This is a genomic window from Pseudarthrobacter chlorophenolicus A6, from assembly GCF_000022025.1.
Taxonomy (GTDB): Bacteria; Actinomycetota; Actinomycetes; order Actinomycetales; family Micrococcaceae; genus Arthrobacter; species Arthrobacter chlorophenolicus.
Map to the genome: position 1 here is coordinate 1195021 of NC_011886.1, position 20451 is coordinate 1215471.

The following is a 20451-nucleotide window of genomic DNA, read 5'->3' on the forward strand; positions in this document are numbered from 1 at the left end:
CTGCCTGAAGGCCTGTACGAATTACTTAGCACGGACGCGCTCGGCGATTTGCTGAATAACGAGTCGGAACTGCAGCCTACCTTCGCGGACATAGAAGACGAAGACGCTCCGGACGTCCTATCCCGCCACGTTGCTGACGCCGTCCGCGAAGCCCTCACGGCGGCCAAGCCCGCAGACAGGGTCGCCCTGGCAAATCGGCTCCTCCAGGACCTGAACACGCCGGACCGCATCGCAGAAGGTCCCACTCGACTCCAGTCCCTGCATCGCCCGGACGCGCTCAAGCGCCGACAACTTCGTCGCCCCACCACCAAGCTCAGTGACTCAGCGCTGCTGACTAACAGCAAGGACGAGCCCAATCTCGCCGCCGAGCTCCGTGCCGAGATCGAGTCCGCCAATACGGTGGACCTTCTCTGCGCCTTTGTCCGCTGGACGGGCCTCAGGCTCCTGGAGCCTGCCTTAGAGCAGCTGAAAGAACGCGGAGCAAGGTTACGCGTCATCACCACCACATATATGGGCGCCACGGAACGCCGCGCCATTGACGAGCTCGTCAACCGATACGGGGCAGAGGTAATGATCAGCTACGAAACGCAGGCAACTCGATTGCATGCCAAGGCCTGGCTGTTCCGCCGTAAAACGGGATTCGACACCGCTTACGTTGGCAGCTCGAATCTGAGCCAGGCTGCGCTCCTGGACGGGCTGGAATGGAATGTCCGCCTCAGTTCCGTCGCAACGCCCGCCCTCCTGCAGAAGTTCGAGGTCACCTTCGACAGCTATTGGGAGCAGCGTGCCTTTCAAAGCTACGATCCGGAACGCGACGGGGAGAAGCTCGACGCTGCGCTGGAGCGCAACGGTGGCCGCCGCACCGTATCCCCGGATGCCGCGACAGGGCTTGAGGTTCAGCCATTCCTTCATCAGGAGGAGATGCTGGAAGACCTCGAAGCGGAGCGCCTGAAAGGCCATAACCACAACCTCCTGGTCGCAGCCACCGGAACCGGAAAGACGGTCATTGCGGCTCTGGACTACAAACGGCTGTCCGAAGCTGCTGGCAGAGATCTAAAGCTGCTCTTCGTCGCCCACCGGCAAGAAATCTTGAAACAAGCCATGCGCACCTATCGCGACGTCATGCAGGACGGCGCCTTCGGTGAGCTATACGTAGGGGAGCATAAGCCACAAGAGTGGAAGCACATCTTCGCCTCCGTCCAGTCGCTGTCCTCACTCGGCATCGAGCAGTTGGAGCCTGACTTCTTCGACGTCGTCGTCATCGATGAGTTCCACCACGCCATGGCGCCCACGTACCGCCGCCTGCTGGACCATCTGAAACCGCAGCAGCTCCTCGGACTCACGGCGACCCCGGAACGGGGTGACGGCGTCGACGTCGCCAAGCAATTCTTCGATGGCCGGACAGCCAGTGAGCTTAGGCTCTGGGACGCTCTGGACGCTGACCTGCTGGTCCCGTTCCACTACTTCGGCGTCTCCGATGACGTCGACCTGAGCCAGTTGGAGTGGAAACGCGGCAACTACGACACCACCCAGCTGAGCGCCCTCTACACAGGGAATGACGCCCGGGCCGCCAAGGTGATCCGTGAGCTCCGCGACAAGGTCACCAGCACCAACCATATGCGGGCCATCGGCTTCTGCGTCTCGGTGCAGCACGCCCACTACATGGCCGAGGTGTTCAACCGGGCAGGCATTGCCTCCGTCGCCGTCGATGGCACCACTGACAATGTTGACCGCGAGGAATCCCTCAGGCGTCTGGGGCAGCGGGAGATCAACTGCATCTTCGCCGTCGACCTTTTCAATGAAGGGCTGGACCTGCCGCAGGTGGACACTATCCTGCTGCTCCGGCCCACGCAGAGCGCCACGATCTTCCTCCAGCAGCTGGGACGCGGGCTGCGCCGTGCCGAAGGCAAAGCGGTGCTGACAGTCCTGGACTTCATCGGCCAGCAGCGCCGCGAGTTCCGCTTTGATCTGCGCTACCGGGCGCTGACGGGCTACGGGCGCAAGGAGCTGGAGAAGGCCGTCGAGGACGAGTTCCCCTACCTGCTGTCCGGTTCGCAGATCATGCTGGACCGGGTGGCGCAGAAGGTGGTTCTGGACAACATCAAGGCGCAGCTGCGGTTCAACCGTGCACAGCTGGTCCGGGACATCGCCTCGTACGCCGAAACCGAGCTGGAGGCCTATCTGGAGCGGTCGGGGAATGACGTGAAGACGATTTACCGCTCCACCAAGGACTCGTGGACCGGCTACCTCCGGCAGGCAGGACTTATCGAGGGGCTCTCACCCCTGGAGTCCGTGCTGCGGGGGAAGCTCGAAGAGCTGTCGGACGCGGCGGAAAAGAAGCTGCTGGGCCGCATGGCCGCGCTGATCCATGTGGACGATCCGGAACGCGTCGCTGCTTATTCGATGCTGGTTGCTCCCGACGCGCCCCGCTACGCGGATCTTGGGATGCGTGAGCAGACTTTTGCACGCATGCTTTTCTTCACGCTGTGGGATGACGGAGGCGGGTTCAGGACGTACGACGACGGACTGGACCACCTGCGCGGCTACCAGTTTGTGTGCCGCGAGATCCGCCAGGTGGTGAAGATGGGAGTGGCTGCATCGAAACATGCAGCGAAGAACCTTGGCGCAGGCCTGCAGCACATTCCCCTGCTGTCCCACGCTACCTACCGGCGCGAGGAAGTTTTGGCGGCGCTGCAGTACGGTTCCCTGGAGCAGGGCAAGGACGTGCAGCACCGAGAGGGTGTGGCTTGGTGTCCGGCGACGTCCACCGACGCCTTCTTTGTCACCCTGAATAAGGATGACAAGAAGCACTCGGCAACCACGATGTACAAGGACTACGCCATCAGCCCCGAGCTGTTCCACTGGGAGTCGCAGAACGCTACCTCGCCTGGCAGCCCGACGGGGCGCCGATATCTGGACCGGACATCGCATGGGTCAAAGATTCTGATCTTCACGCGCGATACAGCCGACGACGAGACCCGGCTGACAGTTCCGTACACCTGCCTGGGACAAGTGGACTACGTTCAGCACTCCGGCGAGAGGCCGATCGCTATCACCTGGAAGCTGCACCGGCCGATGCCCGCGGATGTGTTCGCTACGGCTGCTGCAGTGGCGCAATAGGTCCGGCAGTAATCAAAAGCATCGGTTCATGCTAGCGGGTCGCACCGGTTCGTACGTTCGTGTGGATGACTATCGCAGCTTGGTGCAGGATGGGCGTGCGGGGTGTCGCGTCCGGTTTCACGTCAGGGAGCTAACATCCGGTCGAAGCCATGTGCACTTGTTCAACTATTCGCAGCCCACGCCATCGCTATCGCGGTCCAGGCCGTACATGTCGGTTCCAATGACAGCTACGGACCCCGCGTACGTAAGCTGCGCCGTTGCCGTTGCCGTTGCCGTTGCCGTTGCCGTTGCCGTTGCCGTTGCCGCTTCCGCCGGCGCAGTCGACATCCGACGCGATAGGTACGCAGCACCTGAATAGTTGCGATCGCATCCAGAGGGAGCACAGGGACAGCCCGGCGAGCAGGAGTTTTTGCTTTCACTGCCGCGGCAGCCGCCGCAGCCTGTCGGCGGGCGGCTCCGGTGGCAGCAGCCTGCCGGCGTACCGCTTCCGTCGCAGCAGCCTGCCGGCGTACCGCTTCCGTCGCAGCAGCCTGCCGGCGTACCGCTTCCGTCGCAGCAGCCTGCCGGCGTACCGCTTCCGTCGCAGCAGCCTGCCGGCGTACCGCTTCCGTCGCAGCAGCCTGCCGGCGTACCGCTTCCGTCGCAGCAGCCTGCCGGCGTACCGCTTCCGTGGCGGCTTGTTCCTGGGCAGCTTTCGCTTTCGCTTCTTTCCGCCCGTTTTTACGGAGTGAGCGCGTTGCCAGCCCGGGCGCCACGCGCCGCGCTGTTGAACGATCTGGATGGAACCGGTGGTGCGACCGGCTATTCCGGCGAGTTCGGAGGGCTATCCGTTCAAAATCTGCTCCGCGAACTACCAAGACCAAGTTTTATGCCACTGCCTTCCTCACCTAGGAGTACAACAAAGCGCCCCGGGTACGCCCAATGGGGACAGGCTTTGAGCTGCGCGGAGGGCTTCATCTGCCCGCCAGTGGGCATAACCCGGTTCCTCTCAATGACCTGGGCTCCGCAGCACTCCGCCCAGGAACTGGTCCTGCGCTTCGCCCCGGCTGTAGAGCTTGTTTTGCTTTACATGTTGCTGGATAGTTGTGGTTGAGGCCACTGATCCTGGCTGGGCCGACTATCCGACGTAGAATACTTCTTTCAGATCCTGAGTTCCTTCAAGTTTCCATGTATTGCCGTCCGGATCTTTGAAAGTAACTGAGGTGTGGTTCCGTAACCATGTCTTCGCGTCGTGTTCGGGCCCAAAATCGGGGGACCAATATGGGCCCTGTGCCGTCCATCGGATGCTTTGTCCGCCATCCAGGCGAGCCGCCCGTGTCCTAGATTCTTCAAATATTCTGAACCCGGCCGGCAGATCCGGAATAGCCATGGCCACTTCGGTAAGAAAGAATCCACGGGGCGCTTTCAGCTCGCATATGACCGTGAGTGGTGGTTTGTGCACAGGTTGTTGGCCGGGCATTTGCGATCCACGCTGTGCGCCTACTTCAATGCTAACGGCCTTCGCGCACCGCCATTTCTCCTCTTTTTCAGCGGCGGCTTTTTCCGCGTCCTCGGTTTCCTGCTTATGCCTCTTTTCCTCTTCCGTCTGGTTGTACTGCTGGGTTTGTAGGCCGAGGGCCGCAGATTGCACTCGGAGGGCGGCAATTGCGCCGATGAAACCCATTAGCGTTACGGCCGCGGTCGCCCAGTCCGCCACAGCGCCCCAGTTGATGTCCGCAGCACGGGAACCAGTCAACAGCCCAATGACTGCGAAAACAAGAAGGCCGGCAAGGATTATGGAGACCGCTATCAAAGCCAGCTCCAGAGTGGTGCGTTTCGAGAAAAATTTCATCACTATCCAAGTTTGCACGTTGCAGCGGAGGGGTATTGCCAGGGCAGCCGCGACCGCGGCCAGGGACTTTGCCTGATAAGACAACACCTGAACCGCTGATCGAACTGCCATTACTATGGATCCTTCCTCTGGTGCGGGCTTGGAAGCACGGTGAGCGGCGGCATCCTGTTCGGCCGCGCTGTCGTTCGGCTCTTCTGTTGCGGACGAGTTATGCAAGAGTGAGCCTGGAGGTAGGGGCGACCCCGGCACCAAGCATGCAAAAGCGGCGCCCATGATCTGCCGCTGGCGAGCCAGCTCCGAGGACAGGACTGAGGTGCCTGCGGGAACAAACCAAGCTTCAGCTGATCCGCTCCTCCGATCTTCGAGCCGGAGCAAGGATCCTCCGCTCCGTGCCTGACCCTCACGGTACAAGCTGGGAAGTCAGCCGGAAGGGGCCGTTGTCGCGGGCAACGGCGGCAACCGGCCCCTTCCGAGACTCGCCGCGGAGAAGAGAACGCTGGTGCGGCGGTTGTGCCTGAGCTGAAGTGGGGCTAGCGGTTCCCTGGGAGGCGCTCTCCGCCGGAGGCTATGTCCGGTCCACCCCGGAAAGGTTCGCCTCAACTTTCTGGCCCAATTTCAGAGTCGCGTCGAAGGCCTTTTCGATGATTTTGTTGTGCCCGTTTGCGTTCAACCGGTCTGTGTTTTGCCGAATGGCATGTTCCACCGTCAGGGTCGTGAAATCAGGATCGCCGACGATGGCCCGGATAGTGCGGATCATTTCCTCTGCTCCCAGCTGGCACAGCAGCTCCAACTCCTTCAGTGAAACGACAAGCGTCGGGCATTCTGCCGAGGGCAACCGCGCGGTGAAGACTGATTCATTGGCTATATGGACGGGCTCAGCTGTCACAATGAGTCCTAGAGGGAGAAGGCCTTTGAAGTCTTCAAATCCTGGCTTCGAATCTTCAATGAGTCCCTTTGTTTTTGCGATTTGGTTCCGGGCCTTGCCGATTCTGTCTTCGAGGAACGGCAAGGCCCCTGGCCCACCCGCGCGAACGTCCAGACTGAGTTTGGCTGACTTGCACTCCACGAGGAGCACGGTGTCTGTTATTACAGCCAACCAATCAACAGACTTTTTCGAGCCTGAGTCGTACGTAATCTCAGGGGTTACGCTGCTGAACCTTGCATGGCGTAGCTGCCGCCCTGTGTAGGCCTCTACCCGGTAGCCTAATTCTTCTGGAAAGAGCTTCCATTTTCGTCCAACCCGGTAAAATATGTTTTCGATCATCATTGCCTGCAGTACGAACAGGTATTGGGGCGCAACTAGAGCACCTTGGGAGAAGTCAATAAAGGGAGTGCTCTTCAGTTGATTAAACGAGAATCGCCACAGATGGTCGGCCGTTGAGGGTGCCGACGCAGTCTTCATCCTAAATGTGTCAACGTCTACCGTAAGTTGCCTCAGGACGATATCAACCCGTTCAGGGTCGAGCCGATGGTCTATGTCCTGCCAATTGTCGCGGCTGGGTGCGGTCCTGTCGAGCTGTCCAGAATTGTTTTTAGCAGCCGTGGCCAGCGCAAAGACAATCATCAACCATTCGTCCAAATCCACACCCAAGATTTCTGTCCAGTCCCGTTGTGGAATCTCGGGAGCGACGATCTCTGTGTCACGCAGCAGGAGAAGCGTACGGGCCAGGTCGTACAGCGGCGTGTCCTGATATGCGGCTTGCTCGTACACGAAGCCACTTATCATTAGGTGCAGATCGTCGCCGTCAGGAACCCCGTTTTCGGCGAGGTTGAACAGGTTGAATATTCGCCGGAGAGACCGGTCGGTAACAGGTTTAGCCCTATGCTCTGTCCCATAAATGAGGGATTCTCGAGCGACTACAGCTGTCGCCCAAGGGGAACGGAGCCGCCACTCCAGATCAAACTCATATTCTCGTAGCCCACTCGAAATGCGCGCAATCGCCGGCACTAATTCCGACGGAGCATGCTGACGAACTGCCTGACGAAATTCACCCAACCGGACTCTTCGCTTATCCGCTAGCGACGGCGTGGAGAACCGTTCTGCTGCCTGCCCGGTGACATGCCATTGCTTCGGTTTCGAAAGCTGCGCTTCCAAAACTACTTGAGTCAGGAAGTATCGCTGACTCAACTTTCGGCTCCGATAAGCCAAGCATGCATTGATCATCGATCGAACGCTTAGTGAAACCATCATCTACCGGCCATAGTGCTCACAGTCGAGCCTCCGCGAACCGCGGTGCCATGGACTCCATTTGCTCCATGACCAGCTTGATCGCCTCGGGCTGCTTGTCCGGCGGGTACCCAAACCGGACGAGGAGCCTCTTGATGGAGGAGCGGAGCTTGGCCCTGACGTCGTCGCGCACTGTCCAGTCGGTCCGGATGTCGCGGCGCATGACGGAGACCAGTTCGCGGGCGATGTCGGCGAGTACGCCCTCGCCTTGGACCTCCACGGCGGACTCATTGGAGGCCACGGCATCATAGAAGGCCAGCTCGTCAGAGTTCAGCGGGGGAGTGAAGTGCCCTCCACGGTTCCCTTCGGCAGCCACCTCACGGGCCAGCTCCACCAGCTCGGCGATAACCTCAGCAGACGTCAACTGCTGGTTGGTGTACTTCTTCATCAACTCGGTGATGCGCTCCGAGAACGCCCGCTGGCGGATCACGTTGTTTCGTGTTGCCACAGCCGACTCATCAGAGATGAGCTTCCGCAGCGCCTCAATAGCCAGCTGGGGGTTGCGTGCCTTCTGGGTCTTGGCGATGAACTCCGGCGTCAGGTCATCCAGTGAGGGCTTTGGCATGCCAGCTGCCTCGTAGATGTCCAGTACCTCGCCCGACGATGTAGCTGATGCGATCAGATTGCCGAGCAGCCGCTGAATCTCCTCGGGCACGGGCTCGCCGCTGGCCTGGCGGTCTGCCGCGTCGAACTTGGCCATGTACACCCGGGTTTCCTCGTAGACCTGGATCTCCGGCCGCAGCTCGGCCAGCGTCTCCGAACCGGAACACAGCGCCCACGCCCGCGACAACTGGCCCGAGTGCCGGCGGTATTTGGAGGCCAGCGTCTCCTCGCCCTCAGCCGGACGGTTACCGGGTGTTTCGGGGCTTCGCAGGTAGTTGGCCGCGCCGGTGGCAGCGCTGATAAAGGCTTTGGGGCCGCCCCGCATCAGCACCGCTTTCCAGTCGTACCCGGCGAGCAGGCCGCGCAGCGTTTCCACCAGCGTCACCGTCAGGCCAATGGCCTCATCTACGTTCCGGCCGACGGGCTTGTTCGCTTGGTCATCCTTCGTGTACTCGCTCAGGGCCTGCGCCAGGTTCTCCGCCAGGGGGGCATAGGCCACCAGCAGCCCGTCCTTCTTGCCGCGGAAGGTGCGGTTCACCCGGGCCAGGGTCTGCATCAGCAGCGCGCCCTTCAGCGGCCGGTCCAGGTACAGCGTGTGTAGCGGCGGGGAGTCGTAGCCCGTCAGCATCATGTCTTTGACGATCACTAGCTCCAGCTCATCGTCGACGTCCTTCAGACGTTCCTTGATGGTCGCATTGGCGGAGTCGCGCCGCACATGGTCGGATACCGGCGGAACATCGGTGGCGTCACCGGAGTAGACGACTTTGATCTTGCCCTTGGCCAGGTCATCGGAATGCCAGTCGGGCCGCAGCTCCACGATCGCCGTGTACAGCTTTGCGCAAATTTCCCGCGTCCCGCCTACGATCATCGCCTTGCCCGGCGATTCGATAAACTTGCCCATCTGGGCGCGCCGGCCCTCCCAGTGCGCCACTAGATCCTCTGCCAGTGCTGCGATGCGCTGCGGGGCGCCGTAGACGGCGTTCACCACCGCGACGCTCGCCTCGAGGCGGGCCCGCTCCGTGTCGTCCAGGCCCAAGGTGGCCTCGTCGGCCGCCTGGTCAAGGATCTCCTCGGTGACCTCGGACGCCAGACCCACCTTGATCAGCCGGGGCTCGAAGTACACCGGCACCGTGGCTCCATCTGTGACCGCTCGGGTGAGGTCGTACACGTCGATGTCATCGCCGAAAACTTCCCGGGTATTGCGGTCGGCGAATGAAAGCGGCGTGCCGGTAAACGCGATCAGGGTCGCGTGGGGCAGCGCGTCGCGCAGGTGACGGGCGTAGCCGTTCAGGTCGTCATAGTGCGAGCGATGGGCCTCATCCACGACCACGATGATGTTGCGGCGGTCCGACAGCAGCGGGTGCTCGGTGCCGGCGTCTTTCTCGGCCTTGCTGCGGCCGAACTTCTGCAGGGTGGTGAAGTAGATGCCGCCGGTCGTGCGGTTGCTCAGTTCCTCCCGCAGCTCGGAGCGTTTCCGGATCTGCCTGGGCGATTCGGCCAGGAGAAGACTCCGGTCAAAGCCCTCGAACAGCTGGCCGTCGAGTTCGTTGCGGTCCGTGATCACGACAACTGTCGGGTTCTTCAGCTTGGGGTGCCGGGCCACCAGGTTGGCGTAAAGCTCCATCTCCATTGACTTGCCGGAGCCCTGGGTGTGCCATACAACGCCGGCCTTGCCGTTGCTTTCCACCGCTTGGACAGTGCTGCCTACGGCCTTGGTCACGGCGAAGTACTGGTGGGGCTTGGCAATGCGTTTCACGAGCCCGTCGGATCCCTCGTCGAACGCCGTGAAGCTGCGGGTCAGCTGCAGGAAGCGCTCCTGGTTGTACAGGCCGTTGAGGGCGGTCTCCAACGCTGTGATGGCGACCCCGTCCTCCATGTAGCCGGGAGCCACCGGCAGACCGTCGTCGTCCACGTTCCAGGGCGAGAAGTGGTTGAGGGGAGTGAACGGGGTGCCGTACTTGGCCTGGATGCCGTCTGAGGCGAGCGTAAAGACACAGAAGCGGAACCCCATGGGGAATTCCCGCAGGTACGTCTGCAGCTGGGCGTGCGCTGAGGCAACGTCAGCGGTGGCGCTGCCGGCCTTCTTCAGTTCGATGATGCTCACCGGCATGCCGTTGCAGTACAGGACAATGTCGAAACGGCGGTTGTAGTCGCCCTGGATCAGAGTGACCTGGTTGACGGCGAGCCAGTCGTTCTGGTCGGGGTCCTGGCTCAGCAGGTGGATGGTGGGGTTGGCTTCGTTGCCGTCGGAGTCGATGTAGCTGAGCCGGTAGCCGTCCACCAGGTAGTTGTGGATGCGGTGGTTCTCGGTGATGGGGTCGTTGGATTTGGGCGAGGCAATCTCGGCAAGGGCCTGCTGCAGGTACTCGGCGGGAACCTTGGGGTTGAATTTCTGCAGGGCTGTGAGCAGCCGGGGTCGGATGAGCAGCTCGTCCCAGGTGTCCCGCTGGCCGGTGCCGGGGGCGATGGCCTGCCCGGACATGGGCCGCCAGCCGAGCGGCTCGGCCAGGAGCTCAAGGGCCATGCCTTCCCACTCGGCTTCTGAAAAGGTTACTGCTGGTGCTGTTGTCACGGTGGATCCCCCTATTGGACCGGCTGTCATTCTGGAATGTCCTGCGAAAGCTCGGCTTCGAGTTCGCGGATGCTGGGCAGGTGCTTGACCATGGTGTCTGTCCATTCGGCGACACCGATCGGTGTTGTGTGGTTGTCGAGCCTCTGGATCTGTGCCCGATGGTGGTAGCAGGGCAATTTTGTAAGCGGCGCTTGCACAATTGCCCCGGCCGGCCACGTTTCGGCGAACGCCCGCATGTACTTAAGGTTTCGCGGCGAAAACCCGGAGGCACCCGGGAACTGGTCCTTCAGATCCGCGGAGAGCCTGTCTATGATCCTGGCGCCCCAGCCTTCATGGGTCTGCCGGTCCGGGATGTCCTGCCCGACGGCGAAATAGCTGGCCAGCAGCTGCTGGTTGGCAGCGCTAATTGCTGTGGACCGACCGATGCTGACCTGGCGGGTGACGGGGGCAAGCATCTCGGGATACCACTCCGGCATGGCACTGACCGCCGGCTTGGCTGGAAACGACGCATCCGTGGAGTATTGCCGGGCTCCCGGCTGGATCTCACCTCCGCCCGGGCTCATACGCCTGCGTCCTCCAGGGTCTTTTCGGCGTCCTTGACCCGCAGCTTGCCTGACATGAGCTGGGGGAGAAGGGCATCACGGGTTGCGGCAAGGGTGCTGTTCTGGACAACAGCCGCAGTAATGGAGTCCATCAACGGGCCCAAGATGGCTTCCGTCGTTGCCAATTCCGTGGAATTGAAGTCCGGGACGGACAAATGATCGAAAGTCTTCATCGTGATGGTGTCGAAAACCGAGCCGTGGGCAATTTCTTTTGCTCGCTCAGTGGCGCGGAGAACCCCAAAGTAGAGGACCGCAGCTGGAACAAGTCCTGGCACAAAGCCATAGCAAGACTGGTTGAAAGACGCGGGAACGGCAAGACGGCCGACGGTGCCGACGGTACCGCGCGCGGTAAGGATGACGCTCCCACTGGGAAGTGCTTTGGCTTTTGTTGTATCCACAGCACGATCCGTGATCTTCTCGGCTGTGTCTGTCACAACGCCAAAGTCGGCTCCTGTGATGTCCTTGGCCGACGCCCAGAGTCGGGCCCCGCCCCAGAACTCCTCGCCCTTCGACCGTGCGGGTGTTCCACCCAGAATCGGCCTAAGGACCTTACTCATTGGCTGACTCTCTACGCGGGCAGCTTCCCGGTCGTATAGGAGACCAGCTAGATCACTGGAAATAGCCGAAATTCTGGTGTTGGCGGCGATCTTATCGTCGAGCGCACCCAGCACTTCCGCAATGGATCGTTGGGCGTTGAGGGAAGGGAGACATGTCTCGAATGCACCGATGCGTGACGGACTCGTATGGCGAACCGTGCTCCCGGACGCCGTGGCCAAGATATGAGCTCGATAGGAGTCCGTGCGAAGGAAGTAACTCAAGAAACGCGAGTCAACGTTCGGATCGATAATCTCGACCAGTCCAATTCGTTGGTTGTGGAGGAAATTTCCTTCCGGAACAATGGCCGGCAGACCGAGCGTGTCGCCCTCTTTGCTGAGATCGGTCATGGAGACCATCAGGTCGCCGGGCGATAGCTTGTATTCAGGCGGGTACTCCCCGGAGTACGTCTTTGTCTTCGTACCCTTGAATCCGCCGCCAATGGCGAAATTCCCCGGGGTCACGAGTGTTGGAAACGACGGATCATCACTAAATCCAGTTCCTGGAAAGGCGAAGCCGTGCTTGATCCTGATATAGGAGGAAAGAGGACGGGTTCGCCGCTCAGACATCTACTCGTCCCAACTGCTCACGCACCAGACGTGCCCGACGCTCGGACTCCTCGAACTGAGCAAACAGCTCCTTTGACAGCCTCGCAATTTTCTCCTCAATGGGCTCGCCGTCGTCCTCGACATCGACAGCCCCAACGTAGCGACCCGGCGTTAGCGCGTAGTCTGCTGCCTTAATCTCCGCGAGGCTGGCCGAGTAGCAGAAGCCGGCCTCGTCTTCGTACGTCAGCCCCGCTTCAACAGCCGAAGCAGTCCCGCGCCAGGCGTGATAGGTATTGGCGATCTTGGTGATGTCCTCGTCGGACAGCGCGCGCTCGGCCCGATCCACCATGTAGCCCAGGTTTCGTGCGTCGATGAACAGCACCTGTCCGGTGCGGTCGATTGATCCCTTCTTGCCGGCGGTCTTGTCCTTGGCGAAGAACCACGTGCAGACGGGGATACCCGTGCTACGGAAAAGCTGCGTTGGCAGCGCCACCATGCAGGAGACAAGGTCGGCCTCGACGAGCTGGGCCCGGATCTCGCCCTCGCCGCCGGAGTTGGAGGACATTGACCCGTTGGCCATGACCACGCCGGCACTGCCGCCCGGCGCGAGCTTGGAGATGATGTGCTGGATCCAGGCGTAGTTGGCGTTGCCGGCCGGAGGAACGCCGTACTTCCAGCGCGGATCCGATTCCGAGCGGGACCAGACCTTGATGTTGAAGGGCGGATTGGCCATGATGAAGTCTGCGCCGGTGTTCCCAGTCAGCTCGGGGTGCTGGTCGCGGGCGAAGGTGTCGCCCCAGCGGGCAGCAAGGTTGGCGTTCAGCCCGTGGATGGCGAGGTTCATCTTCGCCATCCGCCAGGTCCGCTCGTTGAGCTCCTGGCCGTAGACGGAGATGTCCGAGCCCTCCATGTTGTGGGCCTCCAGGAACTTCTCGGCCTGGACGAACATACCGCCGGATCCGCAGCAAGGATCGTAGACGCGGCCGCGGTGCGGCTCTAGGACTTCGACGAGGACGCGGACCACGCCGGCGGGGGTGTAGAACTCGCCGCCGCGCTTGCCTTCGGCTTTGGCGAACTTTTCCAGGAAGTATTCGTAGACCTCCCCGAGCAGGTCGCGGGCCTTGCTGGCGCCCTGCCCGGTGAAGCGTGCCGAGTTGAACAGGTCCAGGAGTTCGCCGAGGCGGCGCTGGTCCACGTTGTCGCGGTTGTAGATGCGGGGGAGCGTGGCAGCCAAGGACTTGTTGTCGGTCATGATGAGGTCCATGGCGTCGTCGATGAGCAGCCCGATCGACTTGGGGGCGGCGCCGTCCATCGCGGGCAGGCCCTTGGCGTTCTCCGCCAGGTAGCTCCAGCGCGCCCGCCCGGAAACCCAGAACACGCCGCGGCTGGTGTATTCATCGACGTCGTCGATCAGCTGGGCGATCTGCTCCTCGTTGAGACCGTCGGCCTCCAACTCGGCCTGGATCTGATTACGGCGTTCGTCGAACGCGTCAGAGACGTACTTCAGGAACACCAGCCCGAGGATAACGTCCTTGTACTGTGAGGCATCCATGGAGCCGCGCAGTTTGTCCGCGGCCTTCCAGAGCGTGTCCTTGAGTTCCTTCATGGTGGACGGGGCGAGGTCCACCTTTATTTTCGGGGGCATTTATTCAGTTCCTTCTATTGGTGCGGCGTTTGGAGATGGGTGTGTCAGGGTGAGGCTTCCGCCCGCTACGCCGTCTGTAACCAGGGTGGCGAGTTCTTCCAGCCGTTCGACACGCCGACGGGCTGCAAGCTGTTGGTGTTGCAGCCCTGCAAGGATCTTCATGAGGGGCTGCCGTTGGGTGTCCCGGGTGCGGCGGAGGTGCCAGTTGCTCCAGGTTTTGTCGGCTGCAGGGAGACTGTTGATGTCGGCGGCCACGACGTCGGGCACTAGGCCACCGGGATCACCGCTGTCGAGTCGCAGGATGCGGGCGGGGAAGACGACGACGTTACCGCCTTCGTGGTCGACCCTCGCAGCCGGCCGGGGGCTGGTGCAGAAGATGACGTCACCGGGCTCGGTGAGGCGGCCGCCGGGGGATGCGGCAGCGAAGTCCATGAGGCTGATGAACCGGGGCTCAGCGCTGTGGGGCGACTGTAGTTCTTGCCTGCCGAAGACCCTTCTCCCTTCAGTGGGGTTCAAGCTGTTCTCGTCGAGCCGATTGCCCTTGATGTAGCGGAGGTTTCCGCCAGTGATCAGTTCCTGGACAATAGCCGTGCCGGGCCGGGTGCCCTGTATGGCCGCCTGAACGTCGGGAATCGAAGGCAGCCCGGACTGCTCCTGCGACAGCAGCCGGATGAGGTCTTCGATCCGCAGCGCTGCCTCTGCTCCTCCGGCTGACGTCGGACGCCTCTTGACGGAAGCCTCGACGAGCGAGCCCTTGCTGGCGAGAAGGACGCGGGTCTGCAGCAGTTTGGCAAATCTGAAGGAGTGCGCACGGATAGTGGCGCGGGTGCCGAACGAGGCGACGATGTCGCTGATCAGGTCCTGCCGGACATCCGGAGTCAACGATGTTGTGGTGAGGTCGGCGACCATGGTCCACCGTTCGGCGATGGGCACCTCCGCATAGGACGGGCCCAGCACCCAGAGGGCCTGCGGCTCCCGCGGCTTCGCGGGCAGGAGGCCCGCCTGGAGCCTGACCACGGCGCGGATCCTGCCGGAGCGCAGGAGGTCCGAGCGGAGCCGGGCTGACCTGTCAGTGAGCGGGTCGCAAAGCAGCCGGGCCGGGGCAATCACCACGGCGCGCTGGCTGTCATCCATCTGAAGGACTGTGTTCTCGATGGCTCCAAGGATTTCCGTGGCACCAAGTCCTGGTTCGCCGGGGGCGGGATACTGCGCCACATGGACTGCGGGCCCGATGACCGAGAAGGCACCCTCGGCGTCGATTTCCACGTGTTCGCTGTCGGCCCCGTGCACAACAAGACGCCGCCGGGCGAGGCGTGACGGGCCGCCGTCGTGGTCCCCAATGAGCAGTGTCAGGGGCCGGGTCTCTCCGAACTGCTGGACGATGCGGAGCATAACGTCACTGCCGCCGGGAGTCGCATCGACAAACGGTGGTGCATCCAGCGTCTGCGCCAGTTCCATGGCGGCCGACGCCACAAGATCCAGTGCCGGGTCCGTGAGGGCTGTGTCGGATTGTTCGCGCAGGCCTTCCCGGAACCGCTTCGACAACAGCCTCTCGAAGGCAGCCGGGGCGCTGAAGGCACTGTCGGCGAGCCGGTCGGCGAAGCCGGCCAGCGCGGAAAGCTCAGAGCCCAAGGCTTCAAGCTCAGTGTAGAGGAAGAGGTCATCGGGGTCCGCTTCATCGGCGGCGTCAAGCAGTTCGTCCGTGGTGCGGAGGCTGAGTTCCTGCCCGGTGATGACCTTCAGCGCGAGGAGCGACGTCAGGCCGTTGAACGTTCGCCGGCCGTCCTGCGCCTCCGCACTTGCCGGTGCCGTCATTCTGGCGGAGGCCGCGACGTCGTTCCGCGCCTCGGGGTTGTTGCCGAGGCCTGTTGCCTCAAGCCAAGCTGTGATTTCGCCGGCGTCGAACAGCTCCCTGCCGTTGATCTGGCCGGACGATGCGGGGAACGGCGACTGGCCGCCGCTGCTCCGCTTCCGCCACATGGAGACCACGGGCCGCTTAACCTTTGCTAAGGCAGCAATGTCGGAAAGCGTGATGCACAAAGATTCAGTGGATGTGTGCATGGCTGCCTCCCTTCAATCGGTCGTGGTCGTTCGCCCAGCTTAGTTGGCTTCCTGCATTTGGCCAGAAACGTGCTGATAACGGGGGTTATCAGTCTTGAAAAGGTAGCTACACGTTCGCGCGCCCTAAGTTCGTTTCTGCAGCCGAGGAAGGAACCTTTCGGAGCTGTTGCGGAGGCGGGGAACCACGCATTGGGGGATCGGTATCCCGCCGCCGGTCCTTCTTCGATTGACACCTTGGGAGAAACCATGAAGACCGAAAACACCACGCTGGCGCCCGGCACCGCGCAAGCAGGAACAGCCTTGGAACCGGAGACTGAGCCGGCAGGGACGAACACCGCGCCCCACCGCACTGGCCGCAGAAAGCAGGTTCTTGGTGTGCTCGTGGCCGGCGTGCTGTTGGCCGGCGGAACGTCATTTGGCACCACGCTCCCTGATCCCAAGTACAGTGAGGCGGACAAAGGCATGGCTGACGTCAACGCAGGTGTCGAGTCCGAGCGGGACTCCCTCCGGTCTGACTACGACTCACTCAAGTCCGGCTACGAGGCGCTTCAGGCCGGGATCGTCGACAAGGAAGCGAAGGTCCAGGCCCGCGAGACAGACGTCTGCAAAGCGGAGTCCGCCGAGGCAGCCGTCAAGAAACGCGAAGAAGCTGTCACCGCCGCAGAAAAGCAAAAGCCGCCAACACGGTTTCCGACGGAACGTGGACTGTCGGCAAGGACATCACCGCCCGAACTACCATGCCACCTCCGACGCGGGATCCAGCTGCTACTGGGTCATCTACTAGATCGGCAGCAACGGCAGCAGCATCACCGAAACCGACATCCCGGGCGGTCGGACGGCCCTCCGTTGCCCGCGTGGTGGTGGGGGAGGCCCGCACGTTCGAGGGCCGGCTGAAGCTTCTGAGGTCCCGCGGGGTTGAGGTGGTGGTCCTCGACGACCAGCGCTGCATGGACATGATGGTTGCGTTCCAGGCCGAGCATCCGGAGCTGTGGGCCGAGGACATCGCCGAGTAGGTTCGGGCCGCCCTACGGCTGCACAGGTGTGGCAGCCTCGTGTCCCACCACTGTGGTCCACGGGCGCGCGGTCCATGAGGTCACAACCCCGCCGGCTACGTACGGGTCGGCGGCTACAAATGCTTTTGCGGCGTCGAGTGCGCTGTCCCCGGTGAAGATCAGGAGCCCAGTAAAGGGTCCTTCACCAACGGCGCCACCCAGCAGCAACTCGCCGCGTTCGACTGCTTCCCACGCTGCCTTGAGGTGGAGCCCGCGGTACTGCTCGCGGCTTTCCAGGTAATCGTCAGCGTAGGTGTACTCGAGCACTGCATGCATGGGAGCGTCCAATTCGCCAGAGGGTTCGATCGTGTGGAAACAGCGTACCCACCGGGACCTAACCGGAAACCGCCGCCACCTCAACCTGTACCCCTGCGTCCCGGAAGTTCTGCACCTGGGCCGGGTCGGCGCCGTCGTCCGTCACCAACGTCCATGGCAAAGCCAGCCGCGCCCACGCATGAAACGGCCGCAAACCCAGCTTCGAAGAATCCGCCAAAACGTACACGGAACGCCCGCGCCGGGCCATGAGCTCCTTGAGCCGGGTCTGGGCGTGGTCGGCCTCGCAGATGCCGTCCTCGGCGGTGACAGCATCTGCGCCCAGGAACACCCGGTCGAAGCTCATCCGCTCCAGCGCCGCCTCGGCCAGCGGCCCCACGAAACTCTGCGAGACACCCCGGAGCCGCCCGCCGAGGCAGTCCACCTCGATGCCCTCGCAATCGGCCAGCTCCTGCAGCGTGTTGATGCCCGGCGTCGTCACGGACAACGGGCCGAACCCGCGCAGCTCGTGCGCCAGGGCACCCGCGGTGGAACCGGCGTCGAGCAGGATGTTTTCTCCGGGCTGGATCACCGACGCCGCCCACCGGGCGATGGCATGCTTCTGCTCGAACGCCTCGCCCGTGCGCTGCCGCAGCGACGCCTCCGGGTGCGCGCCCAGCGCCATCGCCCCGCCATAGGTCCGGGCCAGCCGGCCCTGCCCGTTCAGCAGCGCCAAGTCGCGGCGGATGGTGGAGGCCGTCACTTCGAACTTGGCGGACAGCTCCTCCACGGAGGCCAAGCCGGTGGTCACGGCAAGGTGGTAGATCTCCTCGCGCCGCGCGTTTGCGCTGAGCATTCCCGGTCTCCTTCCCGTGGCAGTGGTAACCATGCTAATCACCAATGGGTTTCGACAGGCTCAACCACCGGGGCGGTTTCGACAGGCTCGGTTTCGACAGGCTCAACGACCGACGACCGCCGGACGGGTGGCCATCTCCGCCGCCTGGTGCAGCGCCTCCACCATGGACCGGGAATCCGCGATGTTCTTCCCGGCGATGTCGAACGCGGTGCCGTGGTCCACGGACGTGCGGATCACCGGCAGGCCCACCGTGATGTTCACGCCCGCCTCGATGCCCAGCACCTTCACCGGCCCGTGCCCCTGGTCGTGGTACATGGCCACCACCAGGTCGTAATCACCACGGCCGGCCAGGAAGAACAGCGTGTCCGCCGGCAGCGGGCCCACCGCGTTGATCCCGTCCGCCTGCGCCGCCTTCACGCCCGGCTCGATCTTCTCCGCTTCCTCGCCCTGCCCGAACAGCCCGTTCTCGCCCGCGTGCGGGTTGATGGCGCACACGCCGATCTTCGGGTTGGGGATGCCCGCCCGCACCAGCGCCTCATGGCCGCGGCGGATGGTCCGCTCCACCAGGTCCGGGTTGATCTTCCGGATGGCGTCCATCAGCCCGATGTGCGTAGTCACGTGGATCACCCGGATCTTGGGCGTGGAGAGCATCATGGACACTTCCTCCGTGCCCGTCAGGTGCGCCAGCAGTTCGGTGTGCCCGGGGAAGATGTGCCCGGCGGCGTGCAGCGCCTCCTTGTTCAGCGGCGCGGTGCAGATGGCCTGCACCTTCCCGGCCATTGCCAGCTCGCTGGCCACCCGGATGTATTCGTACGCGGCGTGCCCGGCCACGGGGGAGAGCTGCCCCCACGCCAGATCCTCCGGCAGCAGGTTCAGGTCGATCACGTTCACCCGGCCCGGCGTGAACACCGCGTCCTCCACGTTCTCGATGCTCTGGATGTCCGCCTCGACGCCCAGGGTCTCCGCGGCCTGGCGCAGCCGCAGCGCGTCGCCGATCACCACGGGCCGGCATTCGGCGTTGCTCTGCGGATCCAGCGCGGCGGCCACCACCACCTCGGGGCCCACGCCGGCGCCGTCGCCCATGGTCACTGCAACGTAGGGAAGCTGGTTCTTGGTTGCTGAGTCAGTCATTGTTGCTCCAGATTGTTCGGAAGTCTTGCGGGGAAGGGTAGTGGCGGGAGCCGGTGCGGACCGGCGCTCCCGGATTTCGTCATACAGCTGCAGGAGGGCCAGGTCGTCGCCGAAGCTGCCGGGCTTGGTGCCCACCAGCGTCCCGTCGTCCGCCCGGCTCAGCACGGCCCCGTGCTGCACCGCCGCGAGTGGCACCAGGCCGGAATGCCCGACGGCGTCCAGCACCTCGCGTGCCGTCTCACCGCCCGTCAGGATCAGGTCCGCCGGGGCCGCCTTCGCCGCCTGGGCAGCGAACGCAGACAGGGCCTGCACGATGCGGGCAGAGCCAGACGGGTCCACTCTTGCGGCAGCCAACCCCACAACTACGCGGGCGCCTGCCGTCAAATCTGCTATAACCTGGGCCAGTTGGGGAGCATACGCATCCCGGGCGCCGGCATAGAGCGGGTGCAGCCGGACCACCGTAAAGCCGTTGGCCTCCAGCTGCGCCAGCTGCGCCTGGGCCGTTTTGGACGCGGAGCCGACGACGGCGAGCACCGGCCGTGCGCCTTCCTGCGGTTCTGCGCTGGGTGCGTCCGCCGGTGCCACGTTCTGCGCATTACGCGCAGTTTTGGTGCCGAGCCGCTGCGCGAGGACATCCGCCGCTCCGCCGGTTCCCACCAGCACGATGCGGTGTCCGCCGGCGGTGAAGCCGAGTTCCAGCAGGGCATCCACCACGTGCTCCAGGTCCGCCGTGGTTTCCCCATCGGCCACCACCAGCGCGGGCCGGCCGTCCAGCAGCCCGGCCAGGCGGGACGGCACGCTGCTTGACCGCACCGCCTCAAGGTCCAGGGCCTGCACCTGCTCCGGGTTCTCCGGGAGCAGCAGGGACGGAATGTCCGCGGGCGGGGCCGAAACCTCCGCCTGCCACAGGTCCGTCTCCGCCAGGGGAGAGCCGGCAACAAAGGGACGGCCGGCGCGCACTGTGCGTTGCAGCTGGGGGAGTGCCCCCGCAACCACAACGTGATACCCGAGGCCTGCCAGTGCGGCGGCCTCGGCGCTGACGTTGCCGCGCCACAGGGAGTCGATCTTCTTGAACAGCACCTCAGCGCCGGATGCAGCGGCAGAGGAAAACGCGTCCTTGACGAGTACCGCGGCGGCGGCCGGGTCCAGGCCGCGGGAATGCGTATCGGTGACCAGCGCCCCGGCGGGTGATTCCGCGAAGGAGGCGCCGGCGTCGTACGTGGTGCCAGGTGACTGGGCACCCAGCGTGAGCCGCGTGCGCAGCCCATGCTGCACAAAGCAGGAGCCAACCTCGGCGGCGCCGGAGAAATCGTCGGCCTGCACAAAGACGGAAGCCACATTGCTCCTCTCGCGGTGG

Annotated in this window: 12 protein-coding genes and 1 pseudogene; 3 read left to right on the forward strand and 10 right to left on the reverse strand. The window is 63.3% G+C overall.

Annotated features, from left to right (window positions below):
- Both ACHL_RS05475 and ACHL_RS24445 read left to right on the forward strand, forming a co-directional pair.
- The gene (locus ACHL_RS05475) at nucleotides 1-3120 is read left to right on the forward strand and encodes a DUF3427 domain-containing protein (protein WP_167534783.1); all 3120 of its coding nucleotides are present in this window, start codon (nucleotides 1-3) and stop codon (nucleotides 3118-3120) included.
- 257 nt (nucleotides 3121-3377) lie between these two features.
- Complete coding sequence (locus ACHL_RS24445; RefSeq protein ID WP_167534769.1) at nucleotides 3378-3851, forward strand: hypothetical protein; 474 nt, start codon at nucleotides 3378-3380, stop codon at nucleotides 3849-3851.
- A 386-nt stretch (nucleotides 3852-4237) separates the two neighbouring features.
- Here the strand turns inward: ACHL_RS24445 and ACHL_RS05485 are convergent, their stop codons facing one another.
- The 7 genes from ACHL_RS05485 to ACHL_RS05515 form a co-directional block, all read right to left on the reverse strand.
- On the reverse strand, nucleotides 4238-5062 hold the full coding sequence (locus tag ACHL_RS05485; RefSeq protein WP_015936307.1) for a hypothetical protein: 825 nt from the start codon (nucleotides 5060-5062) through the stop codon (nucleotides 4238-4240).
- 454 nt (nucleotides 5063-5516) lie between these two features.
- Nucleotides 5517-7079 (reverse strand): hypothetical protein, encoded by a 1563-nt coding sequence (locus ACHL_RS05490; protein ID WP_244266522.1) that lies wholly within the window; start codon nucleotides 7077-7079, stop codon nucleotides 5517-5519.
- 79 nt (nucleotides 7080-7158) lie between these two features.
- Entirely contained in the window at nucleotides 7159-10383 is a 3225-nt protein-coding gene (locus ACHL_RS05495; RefSeq protein ID WP_015936309.1) for a type I restriction endonuclease subunit R, read from the reverse strand.
- Nucleotides 10380-10916, reverse strand: coding sequence for a DUF1016 N-terminal domain-containing protein (locus ACHL_RS05500; RefSeq protein WP_015936310.1), 537 nt, complete (start codon nucleotides 10914-10916; stop codon nucleotides 10380-10382). The genes ACHL_RS05495 and ACHL_RS05500 overlap by 4 nt, the downstream gene beginning before the upstream one ends.
- Nucleotides 10913-12118: a restriction endonuclease subunit S gene (locus ACHL_RS23355; RefSeq protein ID WP_015936311.1), complete on the reverse strand. Its 1206-nt coding sequence runs from the start codon at nucleotides 12116-12118 to the stop codon at nucleotides 10913-10915. Before ACHL_RS23355 ends, ACHL_RS05500 begins: the two co-directional genes overlap by 4 nt.
- Nucleotides 12111-13742 (reverse strand): class I SAM-dependent DNA methyltransferase, encoded by a 1632-nt coding sequence (locus tag ACHL_RS05510; RefSeq protein WP_015936312.1) that lies wholly within the window; start codon nucleotides 13740-13742, stop codon nucleotides 12111-12113. The genes ACHL_RS23355 and ACHL_RS05510 overlap by 8 nt, the downstream gene beginning before the upstream one ends.
- Nucleotides 13743-15803, reverse strand: coding sequence for a hypothetical protein (locus ACHL_RS05515; RefSeq protein WP_015936313.1), 2061 nt, complete (start codon nucleotides 15801-15803; stop codon nucleotides 13743-13745).
- An 845-nt stretch (nucleotides 15804-16648) separates the two neighbouring features.
- Between ACHL_RS05515 and ACHL_RS24135 the strand changes: the two are divergent.
- A pseudogene (locus ACHL_RS24135) lies at nucleotides 16649-16816 on the forward strand (nucleoside deaminase); the annotation flags it as partial.
- Nucleotides 16817-16828: 12 nt separating this feature from the next.
- Here the strand turns inward: ACHL_RS24135 and ACHL_RS05525 are convergent.
- From ACHL_RS05525 to pdxA, 3 genes are all read right to left on the reverse strand, one after another.
- The gene (locus tag ACHL_RS05525) at nucleotides 16829-17131 is read right to left on the reverse strand and encodes a YciI-like protein (RefSeq protein ID WP_015936315.1); all 303 of its coding nucleotides are present in this window, start codon (nucleotides 17129-17131) and stop codon (nucleotides 16829-16831) included.
- Nucleotides 17132-17189: 58 nt separating this feature from the next.
- On the reverse strand, nucleotides 17190-17963 hold the full coding sequence (locus ACHL_RS05530) for a DeoR/GlpR family DNA-binding transcription regulator (protein ID WP_015936316.1): 774 nt from the start codon (nucleotides 17961-17963) through the stop codon (nucleotides 17190-17192).
- Between the two features lie 102 nt (nucleotides 17964-18065).
- Nucleotides 18066-20432: a 4-hydroxythreonine-4-phosphate dehydrogenase PdxA gene (gene pdxA / locus ACHL_RS05535; RefSeq protein WP_015936317.1), complete on the reverse strand. Its 2367-nt coding sequence runs from the start codon at nucleotides 20430-20432 to the stop codon at nucleotides 18066-18068.
- Nucleotides 20433-20451: the final 19 nt, after the last annotated feature.